Here is a 25344-nt window from a genome sequence, read left to right on the forward strand (position 1 = left end):
GCTATCCGCTCTGCGTTCCGAACTTGACACCGATGGTGGTCAGCACCACGTTCACCCCGAACAGCGCGACCACACAGAGCACCAGCGTCTCGTTCACCGCCGTGCCGACGCCCTTGGAGCCGCCCGCGACGGTGAGACCGCGGTAGCAGCCGACCAGGCCTGCGATGAGGCCGAAGATGGTGGCCTTGATGACCGAGATCATGACTTCGGGGAAACCGGTGAGCAGGGTCAAGGTCGAGACATAGGCACCGGCGTTGACGTTCTGGATGTAGACACCGAAGAAGTAGCCGCCGACCAGGCCGATGATGATCACCGCGCCGTTGAGCATGAAGGCCACGAACGTGGAAGCGACGACGCGGGGCACCACCAGGCGCTCGATCGGGTCGATACCGAGCACCTCCATGGCGTCGATCTCTTCGCGCACGGTACGGGCACCCAGGTCAGCGCAGATCGCCGTCGATCCGGCACCGGCGACCACCAGCACGGTGACCAGTGGACCCAGCTGGGTGACCGCGCCGAGGGCGGCACCGGCACCGGAGACGTCAGCCGCGCCGAACTCGGCGAGCAGGATGTTCAGCGTGAAAATGATGAGCACCGTCAGCGGGATGGACACCGCCAGGGTGGGCAGGAAGGCCACCCGGATCAGAAACCAGCACTGAAGGACGAACTCCTTCCACTGGAATGGGCGGGCCACCAGCGCCTTGAAGGTCAGGATGGTCATCTTGACGAAGCCACCCACCTTGGTGAGCGGCTTGTCGAGTTGTTCCTTGAAGTATCCGATGAGACTGTCGTTCGGGGCCGTCACCGATTACGTCCTGTCACCGGTACTTGGTCGTGGTGCTGCGGCACTATGCGTCGCACGCCCCCTCCTTAACGCCCCGAATCACTGTGAGCCTCGTCTCCCTACTGGCGGGTAGTAAGACGGACCACAGGAGAGTACCCGATACGCCGCGTACCCCGTAACCCATCGCGCGGATTGGCCGAACAACCGTTAGCAAATTTGTCATGGCCTACAACTCCCGTTGTTACTCGACCGAATCCGTTGGTGCGACGCCATTTTGATCAGTGCCCCTTATAGACCCGGAACCGTACCGGATCCGCAACTCCGTTTTGAGCACTTTTCCAGAAGGGTTCCGGGGCAGGGTGTCGACGATCTCAACGGCCTTCGGATGCTTGTATCGGGCCAACCGGTCAGCCAGGAAGCCCTGTAGATCGGACAAGGTCAAGGCGGTGGTCGAGGGCTCGGCGAGGGCGACCACGGCCACCGGCACCTCGCCCCATTTGCCGTCCGGTCGACCGATCACAGCAACCTCGACGATGGCCGGATGTGCCGCCAGAACATTCTCGACTTCGGCGCAATAGATATTTTCGCCACCGGAAATAATCATGTCCTTTTTACGATCGACGACCCATACGTAACCCTCATCGTCCTGGCGAACGAGGTCACCCGAGTGAAACCAGCCTCCAGCGAATGCTTCGGCAGTTGCCTGCGGGTTATTCCAGTAGCCGGCCATGAGAGTCGGGGCGCGGTAGACGATCTCCCCCACCTCGCCGATCGGAACGTCGTTCATGTCTTCGTCGACGACCCGTGCCGACACCGTCGGGATCACCCGGCCCACCGAGCCGAGTTTGCGCAGTGCGTCGGCGCTGAGCAGCATGCAGGTGACCGGTGACATCTCGGTCTGACCGAACGCCGCGAAGATCTGGGTGCCCGGGAACGTCTCGGCCATGTCCCGCAGCAGGGTGTCCGATGCCGGCGCCGCGCCCCAGGACAGCGCGCGCAGCTTGAGTTGACGCGGCTTGGCCCGCTGGGCTGCACACACCGCCTGCCACTGCGCTGGTACCAGGAAGATCGCCGACACCCCTTCGTCCTGCAGCACGTCCAGGAGCGCCCCGGGATCGAAGGCGCCCAGCGGGTAGATCACCGTCGGCCGGCCCAGCATCAGTCCGCCGATCATGTTGCCGATGCCGGCGATGTGGAACAGCGGTACCCCGATGAAGCCGACGTCGTTGTAGAGGTCCACGCTCACCGTGAACAGGTTGGTGATCCCCTGCCCCGCGATGTTGATGTGCGTCAGCACCGCACCCTTCGGGCGTCCGGTGGTGCCCGAGGTGTACATGATCAGCGCCGGGGATTCTTCGGGAACATCTACCAGCGGTGCCGCGGCGCCGCCTTCGACCAGCAGATCCTCGTAACCGAGCACGCTGTCTTCGGTGGTGCCGCCGGCCACGATCACCGTGTCCAGCGCCGGCTCCAGGTCACGCACCGCGGTTGCGACCGACGCCAACACGGGCTCGGTGATCACCGCCTTCGGTTCACAATCGGTTACCAGGTAAGCGATTTCGGGTGGGGTCATGCGGAAGTTGACCGGTACCGCGATCCCTCCGAGCCGATTGACGGCGAGAAACGACTCGACGAACTCCGGCCGGTTCAGCATGAGGATCAGGACCCGGTCACCGAATCGCACGCCGCGCCGGTGCAGGGCGTCGGCCAGCGCGGTCACCCGGCGGTCCAGATCCGCCCACGTGGTGCTCTGCCCCAGGTACCGCAACGCAATCTGTTCTGGCTGCATGAGCGCGTGGCGGGCCAACTGAGTGGTCCAGTTCTGTCGACGGGCGAAGTACGGCTGATCGACAGCGGAGGCATGTGGCACTGAGCGACCCTATCGCCGAAACGGACAAACAGGCCCGAGAATGTGGGTGGATTCGGACATTTCGTCGATCTCGGCGCCCGACCACGCGAATCTTGCAGCGCAGCAATGACTCCCGCCGGGAGCCGGCCTCAGGCCAGTTCTTCGGCGCGCTTCTTGAGATTTCCGGCCAGGTGGTCCAGCGCGTCGTTGGCGATCTTCTTGACCATCATGCTCGGCACACCGGGCATGTTGACCTCGACGTCCAGATCGACGGTCAGCAGTGCGCTTGGCCCGAGGTCGACCACCGAGAACAGCTGCTCCTGCTTCGAGAACAGGTTGCCCTGCTGCATGACAGTCTGGATCTGGCCCTCGCCCGGGTAGTAGACGGCCTGGATGTAGCTGCCGTCCATGCCCTGGATCTTGGTGTCCAGGCGCAGCTGGCTGGGCCGGCCATCGTCGTACCGGTGCAGCACCCAGCAGCCGGTGACCTCTTCGTTCCACTGCGGGTAGGCCTCGAAGTCGGCGACGATCGCCAGGATCTTCGCGGCGGGTGCGGACACCTCGAGGGTCTTGCTCACGAGCGGCATGGGGCGAGCATATCGAGCAGGCCCGGAGACGTTGACCTTGCGTCTACGGCTCACGCACTGGCGTCAGGGCAACGTCAACGGGTCGAGGAGCTCGCGGATCGGTGCGGGGATGGGCACCGGACGACGGGTGTCCCGGTCGACGTATACGTGCACCCAATGTCCGACTGCGGCCGGGTGCTCGTCACCCTCGGCCCACAGCCCGGTCCGGTAGGTGACGCTGCTGTTGCCCAGGCGGGTCACCGCCAGCCCCACCACGAGCTGTCCGGGAAACTTGAGCTCGGCGAAGTATTTGCAGCCCGATTCGGCAACCACGCCGAGCCACGACACATTCACCGGGTCGATCCCGCAGGTCGTGTTGATCCAGGCGTTGATCGCCGTGTCGAACAGCTCGTAGTAGACCGCGTTGTTGAGGTGGCCGAACATGTCGTTGTCGGTCCAGCGGGTCTGCACGGGCCAGTGCAGGCCGAAATCCGCTACCCCGAGTGGCTGCTCCATATCCGCCAGTCTGACAGGCTGGAGTGATGAAGATCCGTGGTGCGGTACTCGAGCAGATCGGAAGCCCCCGGCCGTACGCACAGTCCCGGCCACTGACCGTGTGCGAACTGGACCTCGACGAGCCCGGTGACGGCGAACTGCTGGTGCGGATCGAGGCGTCGGGCCTGTGCCATTCCGATCTGTCAGTGGTGGACGGCAATAGGGTTCGTCCCCTGCCGATGCTGTTGGGTCACGAGGCCGCCGGAGTCATCGAAAAGATCGGCGGCACTTCCGATCTGACCGTTGGCCAACGGGTGGTGATGACGTTCCTGCCGCGGTGCGGCCAGTGCACGTCCTGTGCGACCGACGGCCTGGCACCGTGCCTACCGGGCAGCGCCGCGAACGGCGCAGGCACCCTGCTCGGCGGCGCCGTCCGGTTGTCTCGAAATGACACAACGGTTTTGCACCATCTGGGAGTCTCCGGCTTCGCAACATACGCGGTGGTGGACCGTCGCTCGGTGGTGCCGGTGGACCGCGACGTGCCTGCGGTCGTCGCTTCACTACTTGGCTGCGCCGTGCTGACCGGTGGCGGCGCGGTACTCAACGCCGGCCGGCCGAAACCCGGACAGACCGTGGCCATCGTGGGAATGGGCGGGGTGGGCATGGCGGCCATGCTGACGACGCTGGCACACGACGATGTTCGGGTGGTCGCAGTGGATCGGTTGGCGGACAAGCTGGATCGCGCAACAGAACTCGGCGCGCACGAGGCCTACACGCCCGAACAGACCGCCGATCTGCGGGCAGACATCGTGATCGAAGCGGTCGGTCACGCCGCCGCACTCGAGACCGCGATCGGATTGACCGCCCCCGGCGGCAAGACCATCACCGTCGGCTTGCCGCATCCAGATGCGCGAATCACCCTGTCGCCGTTGGCTTTGGTGGCCGATGGGCGGTCACTGATCGGCAGTTATCTCGGCTCGGCGGTACCGATACGCGACATTCCACGCTTCGTCGAGCTGTGGCGGGCCGGACGACTTCCGGTGGAATCGCTGGTTTCTGACACGATTTCGCTCGACGAGATCAACGCCGGCATGGACGCCCTGGCCGACGGCCATGCGGTGCGACAGGTCATCGAGTTCTAGGGCGTGACCCTCAGCATCAGTTAGCGACGAACGTAGGGCTCGTTTCTCAATTTGATGTCCGGAAGTTGTCGTACTCCTCTGCGATGATGGGGTTATGTCCACCGCCGCAACACCTTTGGCCACCGGGGTGCATCCCGGTGAGCGGCTGGAGGCGTTGTTCGAGGAGATCGCGGAGCTGACCGGTCAACGCAACGCGATCGACGGACGCCTGGTGCACATCGTCGCCGAGATCGAGCGCGATGGACTGTCCCACCATGCCCCGGACCCACCGGCGAACACGCCCAATGGTGGTGGTACCAACCATTCCACCCACCACCACCGGCAACGAACTAGACCGATTCTCCCGCGACACGGCGGATCGGAGAAGGCTGGCCGCCAACAGAATTCACGGCTCGGCCGGCCTAGAACCAGCCGTCCTGCATCTCCAGCGTGGTGCGGTCCAGCGACTCGAGCAGGTCCAATTGCGGTGCGGTCTTGGGTAGTTCGAACCGGAAGAAGTATCTGGCGGCGTGCCGCTTGCCGTCATAGAAGTCGCCGTCCTTGCCGTAAGCCGCGACGAACTGCTCCAGCCACAGCCACGCCACCACGATGTGCCCGAACGCCTCCAGGTAAACGTGGCTGTTCGCCATGACCGCCGGAACATCGCCGGAGCCGTACATTCCGGCCGTGACGGCCACCAGTCGCTGCCAGGACGCCGCCAGCGTCGCCCCGAGTTCGGCAGCTTCGCCGCCCAGGGCACCCGCCGCCTCCACTGTGCTCTCGATCGCTCCGCCGAGTACCGCCAGACTTGCACCGTCACGCTGGGTCACCTTGCGGCCCAACAGATCCAGGCTCTGAATACCGTTGGTGCCCTCGTGGATCGGGTTCAGCCGGTTGTCCCGGTAGTGCTGCTCGACGTCGTATTCGCGGGTGTAGCCGTAGCCGCCGTGCACCTGGATGGCCAGGTTGTTGGCCTCCAGGCACCACTGCGACGGCCAGCTCTTGGCGATCGGCGTCAGGATGTCCAGGAGCAGCCCCACCCGGTCGGCCTCGGTGTCCGACTTGGCGCTGTGCTGCAGGTCGGCCAGCCGGGCACAGTACAGTCCCAGCGCCAGGCCGCCTTCCACGTAAGCCTTTTGCGCCAACAACATTCGCTTGACGTCGGCGTGCTCGACGATCGGCACCTGCGGCGTGGTCGGGTCCTTGACCGCCAACGGACGACCTTGCGGCCGCTCCCGGGCATACTGGACCGACTTCAGGTACCCGGTGTACCCCAGCGACACCGCACCCATGCCGACGGCCAGGCGCGCCTCGTTCATCATCTGGAACATGTAGACGATCCCGCGGTGCGGTTCGCCCACCAGATAGCCCACCGCGCCCCGCTCGCCGCCTGGACGGAACTGCGTATCACCGAAATTCAGCACGGTGTTGGTGACACCGCGCTGTCCCATCTTGTGGTTCAGCCCGGCGATGGCGACGTCATTGCGCTCCCCGATCGAGCCGTCCGCATTCACCAGGAACTTGGGCACGATGAGCAGCGAGATGCCCTTGGTTCCCGGCGGGCCACCTGGAATCTTGGCCAGCACCAGGTTGACGATGTTGTCGGTCAGTTCGTGCTCGGCGCCCGAGATCCACATCTTGGAGCCGAATACGCGGTAGGTCCCGTCCGCTTGGGGCTCCGCCCGGGTCGCGACGTCGGCCAGGGATGATCCGGCCTGGGTCTCCGACAGCGCCATCGTGCCCGAAAAGCGGCCCGCGAGCATCGGTTTGACGAAGGTGTCGATCTGCTCGGGTGTGCCGAACTTGGTCAGCAGATTGGCGTTGGCGATGGTCAGCATCAGGTAGCCGGAGGTGGACACGTTGGCCGCGGCGATCCAGGCGAACGCGGCCTGTGCCACCACTGCGGGCAGTTGCGCACCACCCACCGACGCTTCCATCGACATACCGATCAGGTCGGCTGCGGCAAAAGCCTCCCAAGCTTCCTTGACCTCAGGAATGAGCGTCACGCGCTGACCGTCGAAGGTCGGCTCATTGGCGTCGCTGGTCTTGTTGTGCGTCGCGAAATATCGCTCTGCCAGTTGCGCACTCAGGTCGAGCACGCCGTCGAAGGTCTCCCGCGAGTGATCGGCGAAGCGTTCCCGGGCGGTCAGCTCGTCGACCCGGAGCCATTCGTAGAGCAGGAAGTCCAGGTCGCGGCGGGACAACAGTTCGGATTTCATCGGATGGTGCTCACTCCCCCGTCGACCGGGATGACCGCCCCGGTGATGAATGTGCTTGCCTTGCTTGCCAAGAAGACGGCGATACCGGCCATGTCGTCGGGCCGGCCGACCCGGCCCAGCGGCATCCCGGCACCTATCGCGCCCTCGCCGGCGGCGAGTATCTCTTTGGTCATCCGAGATGGAAACAGACCTGGCGCAATGGCATTGACCAGGATTCGCGGTGCCAGTTCGCCGGCCAGATGCCGGGTCAGCATGTGCACCGCGGCCTTGCTGGCACTGTAGGAGAAGTTGTCCCTGCCACGCCCCGGCGCGACGATGCCGTCGATACTGCCGGTGTTGATCACCCGAGCCGGGTCATCTTCTGTCGCAGCGGCATTCAGCAGTGGCACCAGTGCGCGGGTGAGCAGGAATACGCCCTTGACGTTGATGTCGAAGACCTTGTCGAAGCCGGACTCGGGAAACTCGGCGAAGGTCTGCCCCCAGGCCGCGCCGGCATTGTTGAACAACGCATGCACCTGGTCTTCCTTCGCGGCGATGGCGTCGGCCAGCGCCAGCACGCCCTCGGCCGTACCCAGGTCTGCGGGCACCGTCTCGACTTCACCGAGTCCCGACAGTTCGGCCGCGACAGCCTCGAGCTCGGCGGCCTTACGCGCCGCCAGATACACCTTGGCAGCGCCGGCTTCCAGCAGACCGCGCGCAATCATCACGCCGATCCCGCGCCCGCCCCCGGTGACCACGGCGACCTTGCCGTCAAGCCGGAACAGATCAGCCATGCGCGGTTCCTCCAAGTGGATCGTCGATGCGGACGGTCTCGTCGCGGATCAGCCCCCGAAGCAACGCGGTACTGAACTCGACGGCGATCTCGGGTGCCGTGCGCCGGCCGTGCGGACGCAGCCAGCGATAGGCACCCAGCGTCATCCCGATGTAGCCCAACGCCAGCACGTGCGAGTCGCAGTCGTGGAACTCACCGCTGGCGATGCCGCGGTCGATGACATCGCGGACGTGTTCGTAGACCGTCGTCTCGGCTTTGCGGATGTAAGCGACCTGCTCCTCGGTGAACCATTCGGTGATGTACGGCCCCTCCTGGAAGTACACCGCCGCCGCGGGCAGATCGTTGGCGACCCCGACCAACAGCCGCCGGGTGAAGTTGAAGATCGTCTCGCGCGCCGACGCGGTCGGGTCGTCGTGCAGCGCCTCGACGGTGAAGTCCGCGGTGGTCTTGTAGATGTCCCAGAGGATCAGCGACTTGCTGGCGTAGTAGTGGTAGACGGTCGCCTTGTTGAGTCCGACGGCATCGGCGACGTCGTCCATCCGGGTGCCGTGGTACCCGCGAGCGGCGAACAGCTTGGCCGCTACGGAGAGCAACTCCTCGCGCCGGGACGTCCCGTTCGAACCTGCTGACGATCCCTTCGCGGGTGACTCTGTGGACATGGTGCCTCACTCTAGGTATCCGCTCGGCTCCCAATCAACTGGTTGGCCAGGTTTGGCGCGTTCGCTGGCAAAGTCCTGATCCGCCGCCCACCGGGACCTGCAGAGGTCTAGACTTCGGGAGCAAATACATCTCGTTGGGGAGGTTGCGATGGATCCGAGCCCGGATTACGACGCGAGCGACGAAGTCGAGTACTTCTTCCGTTGGGTTCCGTGGGGTCTGCGTGGCGTCTACCCACCCCCCGCCTATCCACCGGTATAGCCACAATCTGCGTCGCACCTCCGGGCGCGCGACGGCGGGCATTTCCCGGCTGACGCCGCCCGCGCGCACTCCCCAAACCGACTTCCACATCAGCGCAACTCGTTGCTGACGGCGCAGTTCGGTTTGCCGACGAACTCACCGCCGTACCGTACGACGTCAACCCTGTGCCGGACCCGAATCCACAATGGGTCCGGCGCTTTTCGTTGTCGCCGGATCGACCGTCATCGGCACTGACGGCACCGGCCCGCGACTGGCGAACCACGAAGAAGAGCCGGCGAATGCTACGCAGCCGCCGGCGGCCTCCGGTAAGCACACTGCTCACAGCCATGGGGGCGAGGTCAGCCATCCGCACGCGGATGCGAGACTTACTTGCAAGTAACCAAACAGATCGGACCGAAATCGATGATCATCGGGATTCCGCGCGAGTCTCTGGCTGGTGAGACGCGGGTTGCCGCTACACCGCAAACTGTTGAGCAGTTGATCAAGCTGGGCTACTCGGTAATTGTCGAGTCCGGCGCGGGTGCGGCCGCAAGTTTCGCTGACGGCGCCTACGTGGCAGCCGGAGCCGGTATCGGTTCACCGTGGCACGCCGACGTGGTGTTCAAGGTCAACGCCCCGAACGATGCCGAAATCGCAGCCGTCAAGGACGGCGCGACAGTGATCAGCCTGATCTCCCCGGCCCTGAACCCCGAGCTGGTCGACAAGCTCGCGACCCGTCCGATCACCGTTTTGGCCATGGACGCGGTGCCGCGCATCTCCCGCGCGCAGTCGCTGGACGTGCTGTCCTCGATGGCCAACATCGCCGGTTACCGGGCCGTGGTCGAGGCTGCGCACCGCTTCGGCCGGTTCTTCACCGGCCAGGTCACCGCCGCAGGCAAGGTGCCGCCGGCCAAGGTGCTCGTCGTGGGCGCCGGTGTGGCCGGGTTGGCCGCCATCGGTGCTGCGGGATCACTGGGCGCCATCGTGCGGGCCACCGACCCCCGCCCCGAGGTCGCCGACCAGGTCGCCTCCTTGGGCGGGGAGTACCTGTCCGTCGCCAACGAGGCGGCCGAGGTCTCCGCCACCGGCTACGCCAAAGAAATGGACGACGACTACAAGGCCCGCGAAGCGCAGCTGTACGCCGAGCAGTGCAAGGACGTCGACATCATCATCACCACGGCCCTGATCCCGGGCCGCCCCGCGCCGCGCATCATCACCGCCGACATGGTGGCGTCGATGAAGTCCGGCTCGGTCATCGTGGACATGGCGGCGGCCAACGGCGGCAACGTCGAGGGCGCCGTCAAGGACCAGGCCGTCGTCACCGACAACGGTGTGACGATCATCGGCTACACGGACCTGGCCGGCCGCCTGCCCGCCCAGGCCTCACAGCTCTACGGCACCAACCTGGTGAACCTGCTCAAGCTGCTCACCCCGGAGAAGGACGGCCAGGTTGTCCTGGACTGGGACGACGTGGTGCAGCGGTCGGTGACCGTGGTCCGCGACGGCGAGATCACCTGGCCACCGCCGCCGGTGCAGGTCTCGGCCGCCCCGGCCGCGGCCGTAGCCGCGCCGGTGGTGGCGCCGAAGGCCAAGGAACCGATGTCGACCCAGCGTCGCCTCGGCGTGACGTTCACCGCCGCGGCCGTGCTGTTCGCGCTGATCGCGATCTCCCCCGCCGCGCTGCAAGTCCATCTGACGGTATTCGCGCTGGCGATCGTGATCGGCTACTACGTGATCGGGCACGTGCACCACGCGCTGCACACCCCGCTGATGTCGGTGACCAACGCGATCTCCGGAATCATCGTCGTCGGTGCCCTGCTGCAGATCGGCCAACACAACACGCCGATCACCGCGCTGGCCGGGGTGGCGATCCTGCTGGCCTCCATCAATGTCTTCGGTGGCTTCGCGGTGACTCGCCGCATGCTGGCCATGTTCTCGCGCAGCTAGAGCCTGCACACTCAGAAAACTTTGGAACGGATTCATGTTCAACGCAGAAACCATCACCAATGCGGCCAACGCGGCGTACGTCGTCGCGGCCCTGCTGTTCATCCTCGCGCTGGCCGGGCTCTCCAAACACGAGACCTCCAAGGCCGGTAACTCCTTCGGCATGGCCGGCATGGCGGTCGCGTTGATCGCCACCATCACCCTGGCCATCAACAAGCAGATCGAGCCCCTCGGCCTGGGACTGCTGATCGGCGCCATGGCCATCGGTGCCGCCATCGGTCTGTGGCGCGCGCGCGTGGTCGAGATGACCGGCATGCCCGAACTGATCGCGCTGCTGCACTCGTTCGTCGGTCTGGCCGCGGTGCTGGTCGGCTGGAGCGGCTACCTGCACGTCGAGAACGATCTGGCCGGCAGCGAAGCGGTCAAGATGGCCGGCGAAGGCATGCTCGGCATCCACTCCGCCGAGGTGTTCGTCGGCGTCTTCATCGGCGCGGTCACCTTCACCGGCTCGATCGTGGCCAACCTGAAGCTGTCGGCGCGGATCAAGTCCGCACCGCTGATGTTGCCCGGCAAGAACTTCCTGAACATCGGCGCCCTGGTGGCCTTCTTCGCGCTCACCGTGTGGTTCGTCATCTCCCCGAACCTGTGGCTACTGGTTGCGGTCACCGCACTCGCGCTGCTGCTGGGCTGGCACCTGGTCGCCTCGATCGGCGGCGGCGACATGCCCGTCGTGGTGTCGATGCTGAACAGCTACTCCGGTTGGGCCGCCGCGGCGTCGGGCTTCTTGCTGTCCAACGACCTACTGATCATCACCGGCGCCCTCGTCGGCTCCTCCGGTGCGTACCTGTCCTACATCATGTGCAAGGCCATGAACCGCTCGTTCATCTCGGTCATCGCCGGTGGCTTCGGTATCGAAGCCGGCCCGGCCGAAGACAAGGACTACGGCGAGCACCGGGAAATCAACGCCGAAGGCGCCGCCGAACTGCTGGGCTCCGCCGACACCGTCATCATCACCCCCGGCTACGGCATGGCCGTGGCCCAGGCCCAGTACGGCGTCGCCGACCTGACCCGCAAGCTGCGCGAACGCGGCGTCAACGTCCGCTTCGGCATCCACCCCGTGGCCGGCCGCCTGCCCGGCCACATGAACGTGCTGCTGGCCGAAGCCAAGGTGCCCTACGACATCGTCCTGGAAATGGACGAGATCAACGACGACTTCGACGACACCGCCGTCGTGCTCGTCATCGGCGCCAACGACACCGTCAACCCGGCTGCGTCCGAAGACCCGAGCAGCCCGATCGCCGGCATGCCGGTGCTGACGGTGTGGAATGCCGAGAACGTCATCGTGTTCAAGCGCTCCATGGCCTCCGGTTACGCCGGCGTGCAGAACCCGCTGTTCTTCCGGGAGAACACCCAGATGCTGTTCGGCGACGCCCGCGACCGCGTGAACGACATCCTCGCCGCGCTGTAGTTCTACACCCAGATCGACGAAATGGTCGCTGGCCCAACGGGATAGCGACCATTTCGGATGTTTGGCGTTAGTTGTCAGCGGGCACGGCGCTCACCTGGTAGTGCGCGATCTGCCAGCCATTCTCGTCGTGGGTGATCAGGACACTCAGATTCAGCGGAAGCTGCACTCCGTCGGGCCGGGTGAAATCGGCTCGCAGATAACCGAATACCACCTCGTCGGCGGGGCGGCGGGACTGCATGACGCGATACTGCACGCTCAGTCCGATCGGCTGCGATTCGTAATAGTCAGACACGCCTTGCCGTCCGACGCTGTACGGGTGCAGACCCTGAAAGATCGCGTCCTCGCTGAACACCGCCGCCACCCGGCCGGGGTCGTGCGAATCGACCCCCGCCTTCCACTCGTCCAAGACCGTGCGGATGACGTCCGCTGTGTTTTCAATGCCCAGCACTTTGACCTCCATCGACGTGCAGGATCTCGCCCGTGACGAACTTGGCCTGCTCCAGATACAGCACACCACGCACCACGTCCTCGATGTCGCCCATGTGTCCGATCGGGTGCAATGCGTCCAGGAACTCATGGGTCTCCGGGGGATGCATCGGGGTGCGGATGATGCCCAATGCGACTGCGTTGGAGCGGATTCCGCGAGCCGCGTATTCCACGGCCAACGATTTGGTGACCGCGGTGAGTCCGCCTTTGGTCAGTGCGGCCAAACCCGAGGGCACCTGCGACAAGGCGTGGTCGACCAGGCTGGTGGAGATGTTGACGACGTGGCCGCCATCGCCGTGCGATTCGATGGCTGCGATGCCCGCGCGGGTCAGTTCGAAGAAGCCCCGCAGATTCACTGCGGTGACCGCGTCGTAGTCCTCGTCGGTGTATTCGGTGAACGGCTTGGCGACGAAGATGCCGGCGTTGTTGACGATGGTGTCGACCCGACCGAACTGCTGCACCGCGGCGCCGATGACACGCTGCCCGACGCCGGGTTGCCCGATATCGCCGGGAGCGGCCAGCACCATCGGGTCATCGCTAGGGGCGATGTTGCGGGAGTTGGCGACGACCGCATAGCCCTGCTTGCGGTATGCCGCCACCAATGCCTCGCCGATGCCCTGCGAGGCGCCGGTGATGACTACGACGGGGGTGTGATCACTCATGGGGGGCGGGCCTTTCTGGCGTTTCTGTTGTTGCCGACCCACTGCTCAACATGTGCCGGCCGCCAGTCATCTCCGACCGTCAGGACGGGTTCCCTCATTGCTGGAAGGCTGCGGCTACTACGCATTACCGGCAGGGCCGCATCAATTGCAGTGATCCCCGCGGCGAGGCGGGAAACCTCATGTCAGGTCCAGACGGTCACGACTGCCTTCGTAGCCCGGGATCGTTGGGATGCGCGGTCAGTGGTGTCACGACATCGGTGCGCCAGATGCGCAACGGCATGGACGCGAGTGTGTGCTCGAGCTGTTCGGCGTCGTCGGCGGCGAAGAGTCCGAGTGACCGCCATTCGCCGGGGGCCAGCGGTGGCCGCCACAGCCGCAGTAAGCGCCCGTCATCTGCTAGCTCACGGGCCCGCATCGACTCGCGGGCGCGGATTTCGTCTACAACTTCCTCCGGAGTACCGGCAGGCACCTGCGTGGTCATTTCGACAAGGAACTCCACAACCAACTCCTTCGATCAGCGTCTCCATCGGCCAACCGATGATCGGGCCGCGAGCTGCCCTACGACTATGACCGATTTACTCGACGGTGCGAGGAGAATCCTTCCAACGTCCACCTCGTCAACCGGATGTTTGCCGTCAGCGGCCGGGAGCCCGTGAACGTCGTTGGTGGCGTGCACATTCCGACATACGCGGCCATGGCCTACGGTTCGAAAACCAGCAGCGGCTTGCCGCCGTGTGCGGGAGCTTCGGCCAAATACACAGCCTCGCTGAAGTTTTCGACGGATATGGGCCGGCCCTCAGGCACCTGCAGAACGCCGCTGTCAGCTAACTGAATCGTCCGGTCGACGGTGGCAAACAGCCGATCCTGCGGCGTCCGGTTGAACCACCGGAACAACCAGAATCCCCGCACGGTCTTGGTTTCGTAGATCAATGAGCGCGCGAACACCGGGATGGTGAGTTTGTCGGGTTCGGTTTGGCGGTGCGTCGACAGCGCTCCGTAGACCACCAGCTCACCGTCAGGTGCCAGTGCGCGGGACACGTCCGCCCCGAGCTGACCGCTGACGCTGTCGATGGCCTTGGAGACGCCGCGCTCGCCCACGATCTCGGCCACCCGTTCGCCCAGATCTTCATCCTCGGTGCAGATGACCGCGGTGCCGCCCATCGCCAGGATGTCCTCGACCGCGGCTCTGCGGCGCACCACATTGAGGGTCTTGAATCCAACATGCGTGCCGAGTTGAATCACCGACTGTCCCACCGTTGAACCGGCCGCCGTCTGCAAGAGCCATTCACCCGGTCGGACATCGAGTACCTCACCGGTCAGGATCACCGCGGTGAGCGGATTACTGAGCAGCTGGGCGGCCGTGGAATTGCTCATACCGTCGGGGACGGGCCGGACCTGGCCGGCATCGGCCACGACATACTCCTGCCAGGTACCCCTGACACCGACCGTGATGACGCGCTGCCCGACGGTCAAACCATCTGCGCCGCTGCCGATTTCGTCTATCACCCCGACGGATTCGATTCCAGGCACGGTGGGGAACTCCGGGGTGAACCCGTACCTGCCGCGCACGGTGTGCAGATCGCTGGCATGAACCGGCACCGCGGCCACCCTGATCCGAACCTGGCCGGGACCGGGCTTCGGAATCGGGCGCGCCTCCAGGCGCAAGACCTCGGACGGCTCGCCCATCCGGTGAGCGACGAGGGACCGCATGGTTGTCGTCGTCGGCATGACCGCTCCTGTCCGAAATGTCGTGTTGCCGTGTCGGTCAGCACTGCGATCCGGCAATACATTTCGGACTATCCTGATCCCCTCAGGGACAGGATCAGCGGAATCCGCAAGGCCGGCCGGGATTGTTATGCATGACGCAATGCTGCAACCAACTCTCGTGAAGGAGCTCCCCACATGCCCACTTATCGCGCCTACCAGGTGACAGGACAACATCAGTTCGAACTCGTCGAGCGCGAGTTGATCGAACCTGCCCCTGGGCAGGTGCGCATTCGGGTGGAGTCGTGCGGTGTGTGTCATACCGACTCCTTCACCGCCGAAGGACTCCGCCCCGACCCCACCCAACCGGTGGTTCCCGGACACGAGGCCGTCGGGGTGATCGAAGCGATCGGCGCTGCGGTCAACGGGTGGCAGGTCGGCGATCGCGTCGGAGTGGGCTTTCTGGGCGGCCATTGCGGTGACTGCGAGTGGTGCCGCCGGGGTGACTTCGTCAATTGCCAGAACCAGCCGCAGACCGGCATGACCGTGGACGGTGGCTACGCCGAGGTGCTGTACGCCCGGGCCAGTGGGCTGGTGCGGGTTCCCGACCAGATGGCTTCGCTGGACGCCGCGCCGTTGTTGTGCGCCGGTATCACCACCTACAACCCCTTGCAGCGGCTGCACGCCGAACCCGGAGCCCTGGTGGCAGTCCAGGGCATCGGCGGGTTGGGCCATCTGGGCGTGCAGTACGCCAACAAGCTGGGTTACCAGGTTGCGGCCATTGCGCGCGGACCGGGAAAGGCAGAACTGGCCCGGAAACTGGGCGCCCATCACTACGTCGACAGTGCCGCGGTCGATCCCGCCAAGGCGTTGCAAGAGCTGGGCGGGGCTGCGGCCATTGTCGCGACCGCGGCGAGCGGGGCTTCGATGTCGCCGCTGGTGGCCGGACTGCGGCCGCGTGGTCAGCTGGTGGTCGTCGGCGCCGCGCACGATCCGATCGCGGTCAATACCGCCGACGTCATCTTCGGTGGCCGATCGATCGTGGGAAGCCTCACCGGCACCTCGCTCGAAAACGAGGTGGGCCTGCAATTCAGCGCCGAGCACGACGTGTCATCGATGAACGAGGTCTTCTCGTTCGAGGACGCGCCAGCCGCCTATGCGCGAATGATGTCCGGCGAGGCCAGGTTTCGGGTCGTACTGGACATGAGCGCGCCGGCCACCCTCGGCGGTGCGTGAACCGCTAGGGCGTGGCCGCACGTTCGATCGGCGACGTCACCGTCACCCGCGTGCCACGCCCAGCGGCAGAGTCGATCACCATCGCGCCCCCCATCGCATCGAAGCGCGCCAGCAAGGAGCCCAGGCCGATGTGTCCGTCGGCCACATACTGACTCGCTGCCGCCGGGTCGAACCCGACGCCGTCGTCGGCGATGGTCAGGACGACCCGGTTACCGATGCGGCCCAACCGAACCTTCACTGACGTGGCCCGGGCGTGCTTGCCGATATTGGTCAGCAGCTCCCGGGCGGCCCGGTACATCAACTGCTGCGACTCCGGCTTTTCCACATCGTCCAATTCGGCGTCCACAACGACGTGAGTACGAGATTCGAACTGGCGCAGCAGCTCTCGTACCGCCGGTGTCAGCCCGAGCTGGGCAAGCACCTGAGGATGCAGTTCAGTGACGGTGGACCGCAAGGCAGTCGCGGTTTCCTGCAGTGCCGTGTACACCGCGTCCAGCGCGGGGTCGCCGATCCGCTCGCGCGCCTCGTCGAGTTCCAGCCGCGCCGCCAACACTGTCTGCAGTGGGCCGTCATGCAAGTGCTCGGCGACCTCACGATTATGCCGCTCGTCGGATTGCATTGCCTCCGAGACGAGTTGGCGCCGCACGTTTTGCAACGACTGGACTCTGGCCTGGCGCCGGGCCAGCACGAAGCACAGCGCGGTGGTGGCGATCGCCAACCAGAGCAGGAAGCCGAAGTGGGTGTACACCATATTCGGCAGGCCGACCCGGTCGTCGTGTTTGGAGTAGAAGATCCACACCGCCAGATAGCCCCCGGCCGTCACCACGCCGATGGCGGCGGTCAGCAGTGGACGGTCTTGGAACGCAACCGATATCGGCAACAGGAAAAACACCGGCAAGAGTGCCGCGGTGGCGCCGCCGGATACCAGGCACAAGGACAGGATCACCAAGAGATCCACGCCGGTCGACGCCCAGTCGGCCCAACGGGGAACCGATCCGCGCAGTACCGCCACCAACCACATCACTGCCGCAAGGGCGTAGACACCGAGGATCACCGCATACAGTTCGGGCAACCAGTGATCGACCTCCCAGATCCACACCAGCACCGCGATCAACCCGATCAGCGGCAGCCGCAGCACCGCGGACACCCGCACCGGCTCTGCGGTCAGGAATTCGCCCAGGCGTCGTATCTCGAAAGGCATTTCAGTCCAAAAGCTTTCGGCGCATCGCCTCGGCAACTGCCGCCGCGCGATCACCGACGCCGAGCTTCTCGTACAGCCGCTGCACGTGAGTCTTGACCGTCGAGGGCGCCAGGAACATCTCCTTGGCCATCGCCGGGATGGTGCTACCGGACGCGATCATCTTGAGTACCTCCAGCTCCCGTGGACTCAAGCTCGGACCTTCCGGTTCAGCGCGACGGCGGATCTCGCCGACCAGCCCCGCCGCCAGGCTGGGCGCCACCACGTCGCGGCCCTTCGCACAATCGAGGACGGCGTTCACCAGTTCGCTGCGGGTCGACTCCTTGGGCAGGAAGCCGGATGCGCCGTCCTGCAGGGCGCGGTAGACGATCTCTGCCTCGTTGTGTGCCGAGATCAAGAGCACTCGGGTCGGCAGCCCTTCGCGCCGCACCGCAGCGGCCACCTCGGCACCGTTCATGCCTGGCATCCGATAGTCCAGCAGTGCCACCTGCGGCCCGTGGGTGCGGATCGCCGCCAACGCGGACGGCCCGTCGTCGGCTTCGGCCACCACCTCGATCGACTCACTCGAAGACAGCGCGCGGACCACGCCATCGCGGAACAACGGGTGGTCATCGCCCACCACTACGCGAACAGGTTCGTCGGTCATGCCGTCAGCGTCGCACGGTGACGGGTGGTTCCGCCCTGAATGGCGGCATCCTCGTCAAACACATCGCCCACCGGATCACGTCATTCCCGGCCAACACCAAGCAATTTCGACGCGGCGTCGCCATAGCCGAGGGCCAATCCATCATGCAATCCCGATGCGCGCAGCTCGATCCACCGTCCCCGCAAACACCAATCCTCGATCGATGCCGGGAGTCGTTTGCCGGGCAACGTTCGGATTCGACGAAATTCAGGGCGCTCACAGCTATCATCACGCCAAGTTCCGGTGAAGCCACAGCCCGCACTAGTCGGAGGACGATCGCATGGGCAACCGAGGAAGGCGTGGCGGGCTGATGGGCAAGCTTTGGCTGCCCGTGGTGATCCTTGCCGTGATCGCGATCGTGGGCTACGGCGTGAACACGGTGCGCGGACTCTCCCAGGCGATCACCAGTCCGCCGGACCCATCCACCATTGCGCCGACCGTCGTGCAGATCAATCCGAAGAACGTCACCTACGAAGTGTTCGGGTCCCTCGGGGGGGCGGGAAAAGTCACCTACGCGGACCTCAACAGCGAGCCGATCGCGGTACAGCTCACGTCGTTACCGTGGTCGTATTCGCAAACGACGATGGCCGCCTCGGCGTCGTTGAGCCTGGTGGCTCAGGTCGATGGCGATTCGGTGGGGTGCCGGATTCTGGTTGACGGGCAGGTCCGAGACGAGCACTCGGTCAATCACGAGAGCGCTGCGGTGGCATGCACGGTGACCGCCGCATGAGCGCTCCCGTGGCCGAGAAGCCCCCACCGCAACCCCAACCCGAACAAGTGAAACGTCCCCGCCTCGCGAAACTGCTACGGGTGCTGGCGGTTCCGATCCTCCTGATCTGGCTCGCCATCGCCGTCGTGACCAACGTGTTCGTGCCATCGCTGGACGACATCACCGCCGCCAACGCAGGTCCCCTGGTCGCCCGTGACGCGCCGTCGGCGCAGGCCGCGATCCGCATGGGCAACGATTTCAAGGAGTCGGACTTCACCAGCGTTGCCGTCCTGCTGCTGGAAACCCACGGCCGCAAGCTCGACGAGGGTGACCACCGGTACTACAACGAGGTGGTCCATCGACTGTTGGAAGACACCCAACACGTTGCGTCGGTGCAGGATCTGTGGGGCAAACCGGTCACCATGTCGGGGTCGCAGAGTGCCGACGCCCAGGCGACCACGCTGACCATCCGGCCGACCGGCGACCTGGGCTCGTCGAAGGCCAACGAATCGATCGAGTCGATCCGCGATGTCATCGCGAAGGTGCCAAAACCGAACGGCCTCAGCACCTTTGTCACGGGTCCGGCACCACTGGCCGCTGACACGCTGCACGCCACCGATGCCAGCCTGGTCAAGCTGACCATCGTCACGGTCATCCTGATCCTGGTCTTGCTGCTGATCACCTACCGGTCGATCACCCGTGCGGTGATCCCGCTGATGGGAGTGTTGACCACCCTCGCTGCGGCCCGGGGCATCATCGCATTCCTGGTGCAGCAGGGCCTGATCGAGATCTCCTCGTTCGCATCCAACCTGCTCGTCTCGCTGGTCCTCGGCGCCTCGACGGATTACGCGATCTTCTACATCGGCCGCTATCAGGAAGCCCGCCAAGCGGGCGAAGACAAGGAGTCTTCCTACTACATCTCCGTGGCCAACGTCCCGCATATCATCCTCGGCTCCGGGACCGCGATCACCGGTGCCACCCTCTGCCTGAGCCTGACGCACCTGGACTACTTCCGCACCCTGGGTCCACCGTGTGCGGTATCGATGGTGGTCGCCGTGCTCTCCGCACTGACCATGGGCCCGGCGTTGCTCACCCTGGGCAGCAAGATCGGCTGGCTGCAGCCGCGTAAGAAGCGCGCCAATCCGGTGTGGCGCAAGGTCGGCACCATGATCGCTCGATGGCCGGTGCCGATGATTGCCGTTGCGGCAGTGATCATTCCGTTGTGCATGTTGGGTTGGACCAGCTATCACGTGAGCTACAACGACCGCGATTTCGCCCCGGCCAGCGTGGAGGCGAGCGCCGGCTACGCCGCGGCCGACAAGCACTTCCCCAAGAGCTGGTTGAACAACGACATCGTGTACGTCAAGGCCGATCACGACATGCGCAATACCACCGACATGATCTCGCTCGACCGGATCACCAAAGCGATCATTCGCGCTCCGGGTGTAGCTCTGGTGCAAAGCGTGACGCGACCTAACGGCCGGCCACTGGAACACGCCTCACTGCCCTACGCATTCGGCTCCCTGGGCACCAAACTCGGTGAGAATCTCGGCTTCCTGCGGGACCGGATCCGCGACATCGGCACCTTGTCCGACAAGACCGGCAACATTCTCCGATCGACCAAGCAATTGGAGGACATCACCAAGCAGTTGGTCGTCGGTACCCACCTGTCGCGGCAATCCGCCGAGCGGCTGCAAGCGCTCTCCGAGGAAACCCGCGACCACCTGGCCGATTTCGACGATTTCTTCCGCCCCATGCGCAACTACTTCTACTGGGAACCGCACTGCTACGACATCCCGGTCTGCGCGGCGCTGAGAGCGCTCTACGATTCCATCGACACCGTCGACGGAATCACCGACGAACTCGGTAACACCGTCAAAGGCATCACCATCATCGATACCGTCACCCCGCAGATCATCCCGCAAATCCACTCCACCCTGGCCAACCTGCAGGCCATCCAGTCATTGACCATGACACTGCAGAGCACCCTGAATTCCCTTGTCGATCAACTGGATGTGTTCATCGATCCGTTGGTCAACATGGCACAGGTATACGACAACGCCAAGAACGACGACTTCTTCTTCCTGCCGCCGGACGCCTTGAAGACCGAGGATTTCAAGGTCGGGATGAACTTCTTCATGACCCCCGACGGCAAGGGGGCCCGGATGGTCTTCTACCACGAGGGCGAGGCCCAGACCCCGGAAGGCATCGATCAGATCCGGAACGTGACGGCTGCCGCGCAGCAGTCCCTCAAAGGCACATCCCTGTCGAACGCAAAGCTGTACCTGGCCGGCGCCGCGTCGAATTACCGTGATGTCGAAGACTATTCGTTCAACGACATCATCATCATGATGCTCGCGACGTTCGGACTGGTGTTCACCATCATCCTGGTCATCACGCGGGCGCTGGTCGGTGCGGTCATCGTGCTCGTCACGGTGGTGCTGTCGTTCACCGGCGCCTACGGATTGTCGGTGTTCATTTGGGAGACCCTGCTGCACACCCAATTACATTGGCTCACTTTGCCGATCGCCTTCATCGTTCTGGTCGCCGTGGGTTGCGACTACAACCTGCTCATGCTGTCGCGATATCGGGAGGAGATCGGCGCGGGCATCAAGACCGGATTGATCAGGACGATGGGCAGTTCCGGCGGCGTGGTGTTCACCGCGGCGTTCGTGTTCGCCTTCACCATGCTGGCCCTGCTCGCCAGCGACGTCGTCAACATCGGCCAGGCCGGCACGACCATCTGCATCGGATTGATCTTCGACATGATCGTCGTGCGGCTGTTCCTGGTGATGCCGCTGGCCCGTGTACTCGGCCCGTGGTTCTGGTGGCCCCAAAGGATTTCCCGTCGGCCGTCGAATCGCCCTACGCCAGAGCCTGAGCCTGAGCCGGAACCAGCGACGGGCCCGATCCCCGTCGGCTGACGCCGAGATCGCCGCCGTCAGGTGTGACAGCCGATCCCACACGCATCGCTAGCGCGGCGGGACCGCAAGCCCATGGCGCGCTTCGATGGCTCGGACACTGCGGTAGAAGGCCTTTCGCAATGAGCCCTTACCGACCGAACCCAGCACCCAGGACAGCATCCGGCCGCGGATGTTCTTGCCCTCGCGCACGATCACCAGGTCCACGTCTGTCGTAGCGTCTTGCTGGCGCGTCAGGTTGTACACGTAGCCGGAAGATCCGCCGAACAGGTTGGAGGCGGTGGTGATCAACCGCACCTGATTCGGCCGGATCCAGTCATAGTGGAGTCGCTCCCAAATACCTCCCGATCCTTCGGTGACGTCGGCTTCGCCGGGAATCAAGGAGTGCACGTCCAGGTAAGAATCCGCACTATTCGGGAATACCTGCTCGCGGCCCGGTCCGAAGTCGGTGAGCCCTGCAATGAATTGCTCCGGGGTCAACGTGGTGGTTGCCTGGAATCGAATGGTGGACACTTTCGGTCCTTTCCTATCGGCGGGTGTCGTCATCGGCGACAGCGCGCACACTTCGTACGGTATTCCGGTGCGGCGAGTGCCAACCGGTCCCTGTCCATCCTGGTAGTGACGGGGGCACCCTCAGCCGGATCCAGCGACGCCCCTAATGCGTTGTGCGGGAGACAACTCCGAAGAGAGGTCAGTCATGACGACCAGCCTGCTCGATTCAGTTCTGGCGGCCCACGGCGGACTCGAACGATGGCACAGCGTCAGTGCCATGGACGCGACAATCGTCACCGGTGGCAAGCTGTGGGACGTCAAGGGACAGCCGCAGGATCCGGTGCCGCGACGGATGTCGGTTGCGCTGCAACGTGAATGGGCTTCGGTACGTCCGTTCGGCGCACCGGATCAGCGGTCCGACTTCACCCCGGCGCGCGTCGCGATCGAGAAGGTAGACGGTCGGGTGGTGGCAGAACAGACCGATCCGCGCGCCACATTCGAGGGCCACGTCCTGGCGACACCGTGGAATCCATTGCAGCGCGCCTACTTCAACGGCTACGCGTTGTGGACGTACCTGACGACACCGTTCTTCATGACGCTGCCCGGCATGGACGTCACCGAGATCGCTCCGGTCCTCGATCACGGTGAGCGGTGGCGCGGGCTGCAGGTGCGCTTCCCCGACTACATCGCCAGCCACAGCACATTGCAGGAGTTCTTCTTCGGCAGCGACTTCCTGTTGCGCCGTCACGACTACCGCGTCGACGTCGCCGGCGGGTTCGCCGCGATCCAGTACGTCACCGACCCGATCGAAGTCGACGGAATCATCGTGCCCTCGAGGCGTCGGGCCTATCTGTGTGACGACGCCGGACGCCCGTTGGCCGACGAGCTCATGGTGGCCATCGATATCAGCGACGTCAGCCTGGCACCTGCCGATTCCTGACTGCCGCCGTTTGCGGGAGTGCTGATGGCGGCGGCGTGTCGGCGGATCGGCGGGTTCTGAAATCGTATTCATTTGCCACAATCAGCAAATTGACAGCAGAATTGACAGCAACTGTACAGCTGGCCGGAATAGGCCGTCACGCTGCAGCGATGCCGCCTCGCGCGCCGATTCGGGCGCCTTGGAGGGCTATTAATTAGGGCGGCCTTATTAAGGCAAGGCAAGCCTATTGATTCTTAGGTAACCCTCAGCTAACGTCCGTGCCGTCCTTCGGCGATTCGTTCCACTCTTAGGAGAACCCGTGCAACTCGCACTCGGTGCCAATTCATCCAGGCATCAAACCGGCTCATCGGCAGCCGCCCGCATCAACAAGTTCCTGGTCGGTGGTGTGACCGTGGCGGCTGCGGCGGCAATCGTCGTCAATCCGGTGGCATCCAATGTTGCGACCGATCTGCAGCACCGCATCGAGGCCGAGGCACAGCACCGCGCCGTACAACTCACCAGCGGGATCAGCGACGTGCTCGGTGACTACCAAAGCGTCCTGAGCCAAACGGGCGTCAACCTGCAGACCCTGGGCAGCGAGGCCGCGGTGGCCTACCCCGCGTTGCTGCAGGCGATCGGCACAAACCTGGCCACCGTCGCGACCGGCGTGCGGACGAGCACCCCCCAGGCCTTGGTCAGTGCCGTCCAAGCGTTGATCCCGGGACTTCTGAAGGGGCTGAGCGCCAGCCTCGCGGACGGACACCTGATCACCACCGCGATCACCGGCGTCGAGACAAGCCTGCAAAACACCTTCTCCGGCGGGTGGTACGGCAGCGACGACGGCTACGTCTTCGGCCTCTTCGGCGGCACCGTGACACACAACGGCGTCACGGAGTCGGGCAGCACGCTGCAGGAAATTGTCACCGCCCTTCAGCACGGCGACGTCTTCGGCGCATTCAGTTACGCCGAAGAGTGGTCACTGGAGGTACTCGACCACACCCTCAAGCCCCTGCTGAGCCCGATCTTCAATACCGCCAAGGCCGGGGCGACCCCGTCCGAAACGATCGAGGGCGACTTCCTGCAGGCGCTGACGAACGTCGCCGCCAAGCTGCCTACGCCGGTCCCGGCCGAGATTCTGCAGACGGTGACGAATCTGACCGCGACGGTGCTGAACTATCCGACGCTGAAGGCCCTCGCCAAGACCATGCTGTCCCCGGTGCTCAGCGTCGCCTTCGGGTTGGTCGGTGACATCGCGACGATCGGCACCGACGTAACCTCCGGCAAGATCGGGGCGGCTCTGACCCAGGTGCTCAAGGCACCCGCCGATCTGGTCGGCGACCTGCTCAACGGGTACGTCTACCCCAGCGCCGCATACAACCCCACGAACACACCGTTCACCGGTCTGCTCAATGCCGGCAGTGTGCTGCAGGACCTGCTGCAGACCTGGCCCCAGCAGATCGCTGCCGCACTCAAACTCACCAAGCCGGCCGCCGCCGCAGCCAAAACCGCTGCTGCGACCCCACAGGTAGCGACAGCATCGGTCACCCCGGCAACTGCCACGACGCCGGCCGCCTCCACGGTCACCTCGGACGCGACCAAGAAGGCTTCGACCCCCACCGCGGCAACAGCCACCACGCCGTCGACCACCACGCCGTCGACCAGCACACCGGTGGCCGCCACTGCGCCCGCCGCCACACCGACGGCCACCACCTCGGCAACAGCCACGGCGGCAGTTGCCGCGAAGAGCACCGGCACCGCCAGCTCATCGACCAGCGGCGACGTCAGCAGCAGCGACAGCGCTGGGACGAAGGGCACGGACGCCGCCAAGCACGGGTCGGGCCACGAGAACGCCGGAACCACCGACGCCGGCGCGTCCAGCAGCGACTCGGCCACCGCCAAGGGATCGAGTTCGTCGTCCAGCCACGCGTCACACGACTCCGCGTCGGGCAAGGACGCCGCCAACACGCACCGCCATGGCACCCACTCGGAGTCCTCGCACTCCAGCCATGCGTAACTGATTCGCGGCAGCGGCCCCCTCTTCCGAGAGGGGGCCGCTGCTCGTTCATCGTCGCGTGGCTGCAACGCCGACCCCCCGTCACATCGTTAGACAAGTGGAATATCGTGACCGTCATGGACTTCGGGTTGTCGGGTAGGGCGCGGGATTATCAGGGCAGGCTCATCGAGTTCATGACGGAGTTGGTGTTTCCGGCGGAGGCG

General features: G+C 64.8%; 23 protein-coding genes and 2 pseudogenes. 11 read left to right on the forward strand and 14 right to left on the reverse strand.

Features of this window, described 5'->3' with window-relative positions; translation table 11 throughout:
* Nucleotide 1: 1 nt before the first annotated feature.
* From ABIA30_RS22150 to ABIA30_RS22165, 4 genes are all read right to left on the reverse strand, one after another.
* Entirely contained in the window at nt 2-721 is a 720-nt protein-coding gene (locus tag ABIA30_RS22150) for an MlaE family ABC transporter permease (protein WP_370069429.1), read from the reverse strand.
* A gap of 304 nt (nt 722-1025) precedes the next feature.
* Complete coding sequence (gene fadD5, locus ABIA30_RS22155) at nt 1026-2654, reverse strand: fatty-acid--CoA ligase FadD5 (protein WP_370069365.1); 1629 nt, start codon at nt 2652-2654, stop codon at nt 1026-1028.
* A gap of 128 nt (nt 2655-2782) precedes the next feature.
* Nucleotides 2783-3220, reverse strand: a complete 438-nt coding sequence (locus ABIA30_RS22160) for an SRPBCC family protein (RefSeq protein ID WP_370069367.1) — start codon at nt 3218-3220, stop codon at nt 2783-2785.
* Nucleotides 3221-3283: 63 nt separating this feature from the next.
* Nucleotides 3284-3715 carry an acyl-CoA thioesterase gene (locus ABIA30_RS22165; RefSeq protein WP_370069369.1) on the reverse strand — a complete coding sequence of 144 codons (432 nt, stop codon included), beginning with the start codon at nt 3713-3715 and terminating at the stop codon, nt 3284-3286.
* 26 nt (nt 3716-3741) lie between these two features.
* Here ABIA30_RS22165 and ABIA30_RS22170 point away from each other — a divergent pair, with 26 nt between their 5' ends.
* Together ABIA30_RS22170 and ABIA30_RS22175 are read left to right on the forward strand one after the other, a co-directional pair.
* Complete coding sequence (locus tag ABIA30_RS22170; RefSeq protein ID WP_370069371.1) at nt 3742-4836, forward strand: alcohol dehydrogenase catalytic domain-containing protein; 1095 nt, start codon at nt 3742-3744, stop codon at nt 4834-4836.
* 94 nt (nt 4837-4930) lie between these two features.
* A pseudogene (locus ABIA30_RS22175) lies at nt 4931-5083 on the forward strand (hypothetical protein); the annotation flags it as partial.
* Nucleotides 5084-5237: 154 nt separating this feature from the next.
* Here ABIA30_RS22175 and ABIA30_RS22180 read toward each other — a convergent pair.
* The 3 genes from ABIA30_RS22180 to ABIA30_RS22190 are packed head-to-tail and all read right to left on the reverse strand — an operon-like array spanning nt 5238 to nt 8465.
* Nucleotides 5238-7034 carry an acyl-CoA dehydrogenase gene (locus ABIA30_RS22180; protein WP_370069373.1) on the reverse strand — a complete coding sequence of 599 codons (1797 nt, stop codon included), beginning with the start codon at nt 7032-7034 and terminating at the stop codon, nt 5238-5240.
* Nucleotides 7031-7807, reverse strand: coding sequence for an SDR family oxidoreductase (locus ABIA30_RS22185; RefSeq protein WP_370069375.1), 777 nt, complete (start codon nt 7805-7807; stop codon nt 7031-7033). Before ABIA30_RS22185 ends, ABIA30_RS22180 begins: the two co-directional genes overlap by 4 nt.
* Nucleotides 7800-8465, reverse strand: coding sequence for a TetR/AcrR family transcriptional regulator (locus ABIA30_RS22190; RefSeq protein ID WP_370069377.1), 666 nt, complete (start codon nt 8463-8465; stop codon nt 7800-7802). Before ABIA30_RS22190 ends, ABIA30_RS22185 begins: the two co-directional genes overlap by 8 nt.
* A 148-nt stretch (nt 8466-8613) precedes the next feature.
* On the opposite strand from ABIA30_RS22190, the gene ABIA30_RS22195 reads away from it, so the two are divergent.
* The 3 genes from ABIA30_RS22195 to pntB all read left to right on the forward strand — a co-directional run bounded on the left by ABIA30_RS22195 (nt 8614) and on the right by pntB (nt 12115).
* Nucleotides 8614-8724, forward strand: coding sequence for a hypothetical protein (locus tag ABIA30_RS22195; RefSeq protein WP_370069379.1), 111 nt, complete (start codon nt 8614-8616; stop codon nt 8722-8724).
* 402 nt (nt 8725-9126) lie between these two features.
* Nucleotides 9127-10650, forward strand: a complete 1524-nt coding sequence (locus tag ABIA30_RS22200; RefSeq protein WP_370069381.1) for a Re/Si-specific NAD(P)(+) transhydrogenase subunit alpha — start codon at nt 9127-9129, stop codon at nt 10648-10650.
* Between the two features lie 34 nt (nt 10651-10684).
* Nucleotides 10685-12115 carry a Re/Si-specific NAD(P)(+) transhydrogenase subunit beta gene (gene pntB, locus ABIA30_RS22205; RefSeq protein ID WP_370069383.1) on the forward strand — a complete coding sequence of 477 codons (1431 nt, stop codon included), beginning with the start codon at nt 10685-10687 and terminating at the stop codon, nt 12113-12115.
* Nucleotides 12116-12182: 67 nt separating this feature from the next.
* Here pntB and ABIA30_RS22210 read toward each other — a convergent pair whose 3' ends face one another.
* The 4 genes and pseudogenes from ABIA30_RS22210 to ABIA30_RS22225 form a co-directional block, all read right to left on the reverse strand.
* Entirely contained in the window at nt 12183-12563 is a 381-nt protein-coding gene (locus ABIA30_RS22210; protein ID WP_370069385.1) for an SgcJ/EcaC family oxidoreductase, read from the reverse strand.
* The gene (locus ABIA30_RS22215) at nt 12550-13263 is read right to left on the reverse strand and encodes an SDR family NAD(P)-dependent oxidoreductase (protein WP_370069387.1); all 714 of its coding nucleotides are present in this window, start codon (nt 13261-13263) and stop codon (nt 12550-12552) included. Before ABIA30_RS22215 ends, ABIA30_RS22210 begins: the two co-directional genes overlap by 14 nt.
* A 217-nt stretch (nt 13264-13480) precedes the next feature.
* A pseudogene (locus ABIA30_RS22220) lies at nt 13481-13762 on the reverse strand (muconolactone Delta-isomerase family protein); the annotation flags it as partial.
* Nucleotides 13763-13962: 200 nt separating this feature from the next.
* Nucleotides 13963-14991, reverse strand: a complete 1029-nt coding sequence (locus ABIA30_RS22225; protein WP_370069389.1) for a zinc-dependent alcohol dehydrogenase family protein — start codon at nt 14989-14991, stop codon at nt 13963-13965.
* 174 nt (nt 14992-15165) lie between these two features.
* Between ABIA30_RS22225 and ABIA30_RS22230 the strand changes: the two genes are divergently transcribed.
* Nucleotides 15166-16203 (forward strand): alcohol dehydrogenase, encoded by a 1038-nt coding sequence (locus tag ABIA30_RS22230; protein WP_370069391.1) that lies wholly within the window; start codon nt 15166-15168, stop codon nt 16201-16203.
* A gap of 4 nt (nt 16204-16207) precedes the next feature.
* On the opposite strand, the gene ABIA30_RS22235 is transcribed toward ABIA30_RS22230, so the two are convergent.
* Together ABIA30_RS22235 and ABIA30_RS22240 are read right to left on the reverse strand one after the other, a co-directional pair.
* The gene (locus ABIA30_RS22235) at nt 16208-17404 is read right to left on the reverse strand and encodes a sensor histidine kinase (RefSeq protein WP_370069393.1); all 1197 of its coding nucleotides are present in this window, start codon (nt 17402-17404) and stop codon (nt 16208-16210) included.
* 1 nt (nt 17405) lies between these two features.
* Nucleotides 17406-18047 carry a response regulator gene (locus tag ABIA30_RS22240; protein WP_370069395.1) on the reverse strand — a complete coding sequence of 214 codons (642 nt, stop codon included), beginning with the start codon at nt 18045-18047 and terminating at the stop codon, nt 17406-17408.
* A 17-nt stretch (nt 18048-18064) separates the two neighbouring features.
* Here ABIA30_RS22240 and ABIA30_RS22245 point away from each other — a divergent pair, with 17 nt between their 5' ends.
* From ABIA30_RS22245 to ABIA30_RS22255, 3 genes are read left to right on the forward strand one after another with little or no spacing between them, the layout of a single operon-like run.
* Nucleotides 18065-18397: a hypothetical protein gene (locus tag ABIA30_RS22245; protein ID WP_370069397.1), complete on the forward strand. Its 333-nt coding sequence runs from the start codon at nt 18065-18067 to the stop codon at nt 18395-18397.
* Nucleotides 18397-18816 carry an MmpS family transport accessory protein gene (locus ABIA30_RS22250; RefSeq protein WP_370069431.1) on the forward strand — a complete coding sequence of 140 codons (420 nt, stop codon included), beginning with the start codon at nt 18397-18399 and terminating at the stop codon, nt 18814-18816. Before ABIA30_RS22245 ends, ABIA30_RS22250 begins: the two co-directional genes overlap by 1 nt.
* Nucleotides 18795-21719 (forward strand): RND family transporter, encoded by a 2925-nt coding sequence (locus ABIA30_RS22255; protein WP_370069399.1) that lies wholly within the window; start codon nt 18795-18797, stop codon nt 21717-21719. The genes ABIA30_RS22250 and ABIA30_RS22255 overlap by 22 nt, the downstream gene beginning before the upstream one ends.
* A gap of 48 nt (nt 21720-21767) precedes the next feature.
* On the opposite strand, the gene ABIA30_RS22260 is transcribed toward ABIA30_RS22255, so the two are convergent.
* Complete coding sequence (locus ABIA30_RS22260) at nt 21768-22229, reverse strand: hypothetical protein (RefSeq protein WP_370069401.1); 462 nt, start codon at nt 22227-22229, stop codon at nt 21768-21770.
* Between the two features lie 184 nt (nt 22230-22413).
* Here ABIA30_RS22260 and ABIA30_RS22265 point away from each other — a divergent pair, with 184 nt between their 5' ends.
* Together ABIA30_RS22265 and ABIA30_RS22270 are read left to right on the forward strand one after the other, a co-directional pair.
* On the forward strand, nt 22414-23148 hold the full coding sequence (locus ABIA30_RS22265; RefSeq protein WP_370069403.1) for a hypothetical protein: 735 nt from the start codon (nt 22414-22416) through the stop codon (nt 23146-23148).
* A 298-nt stretch (nt 23149-23446) separates the two neighbouring features.
* Nucleotides 23447-25141, forward strand: coding sequence for a hypothetical protein (locus ABIA30_RS22270; protein WP_370069405.1), 1695 nt, complete (start codon nt 23447-23449; stop codon nt 25139-25141).
* Nucleotides 25142-25344 lie beyond the last annotated feature (203 nt).

Source organism: Mycobacterium sp. MAA66 (genome assembly GCF_041261665.1).
Taxonomy (GTDB): domain Bacteria; phylum Actinomycetota; class Actinomycetes; order Mycobacteriales; family Mycobacteriaceae; genus Mycobacterium.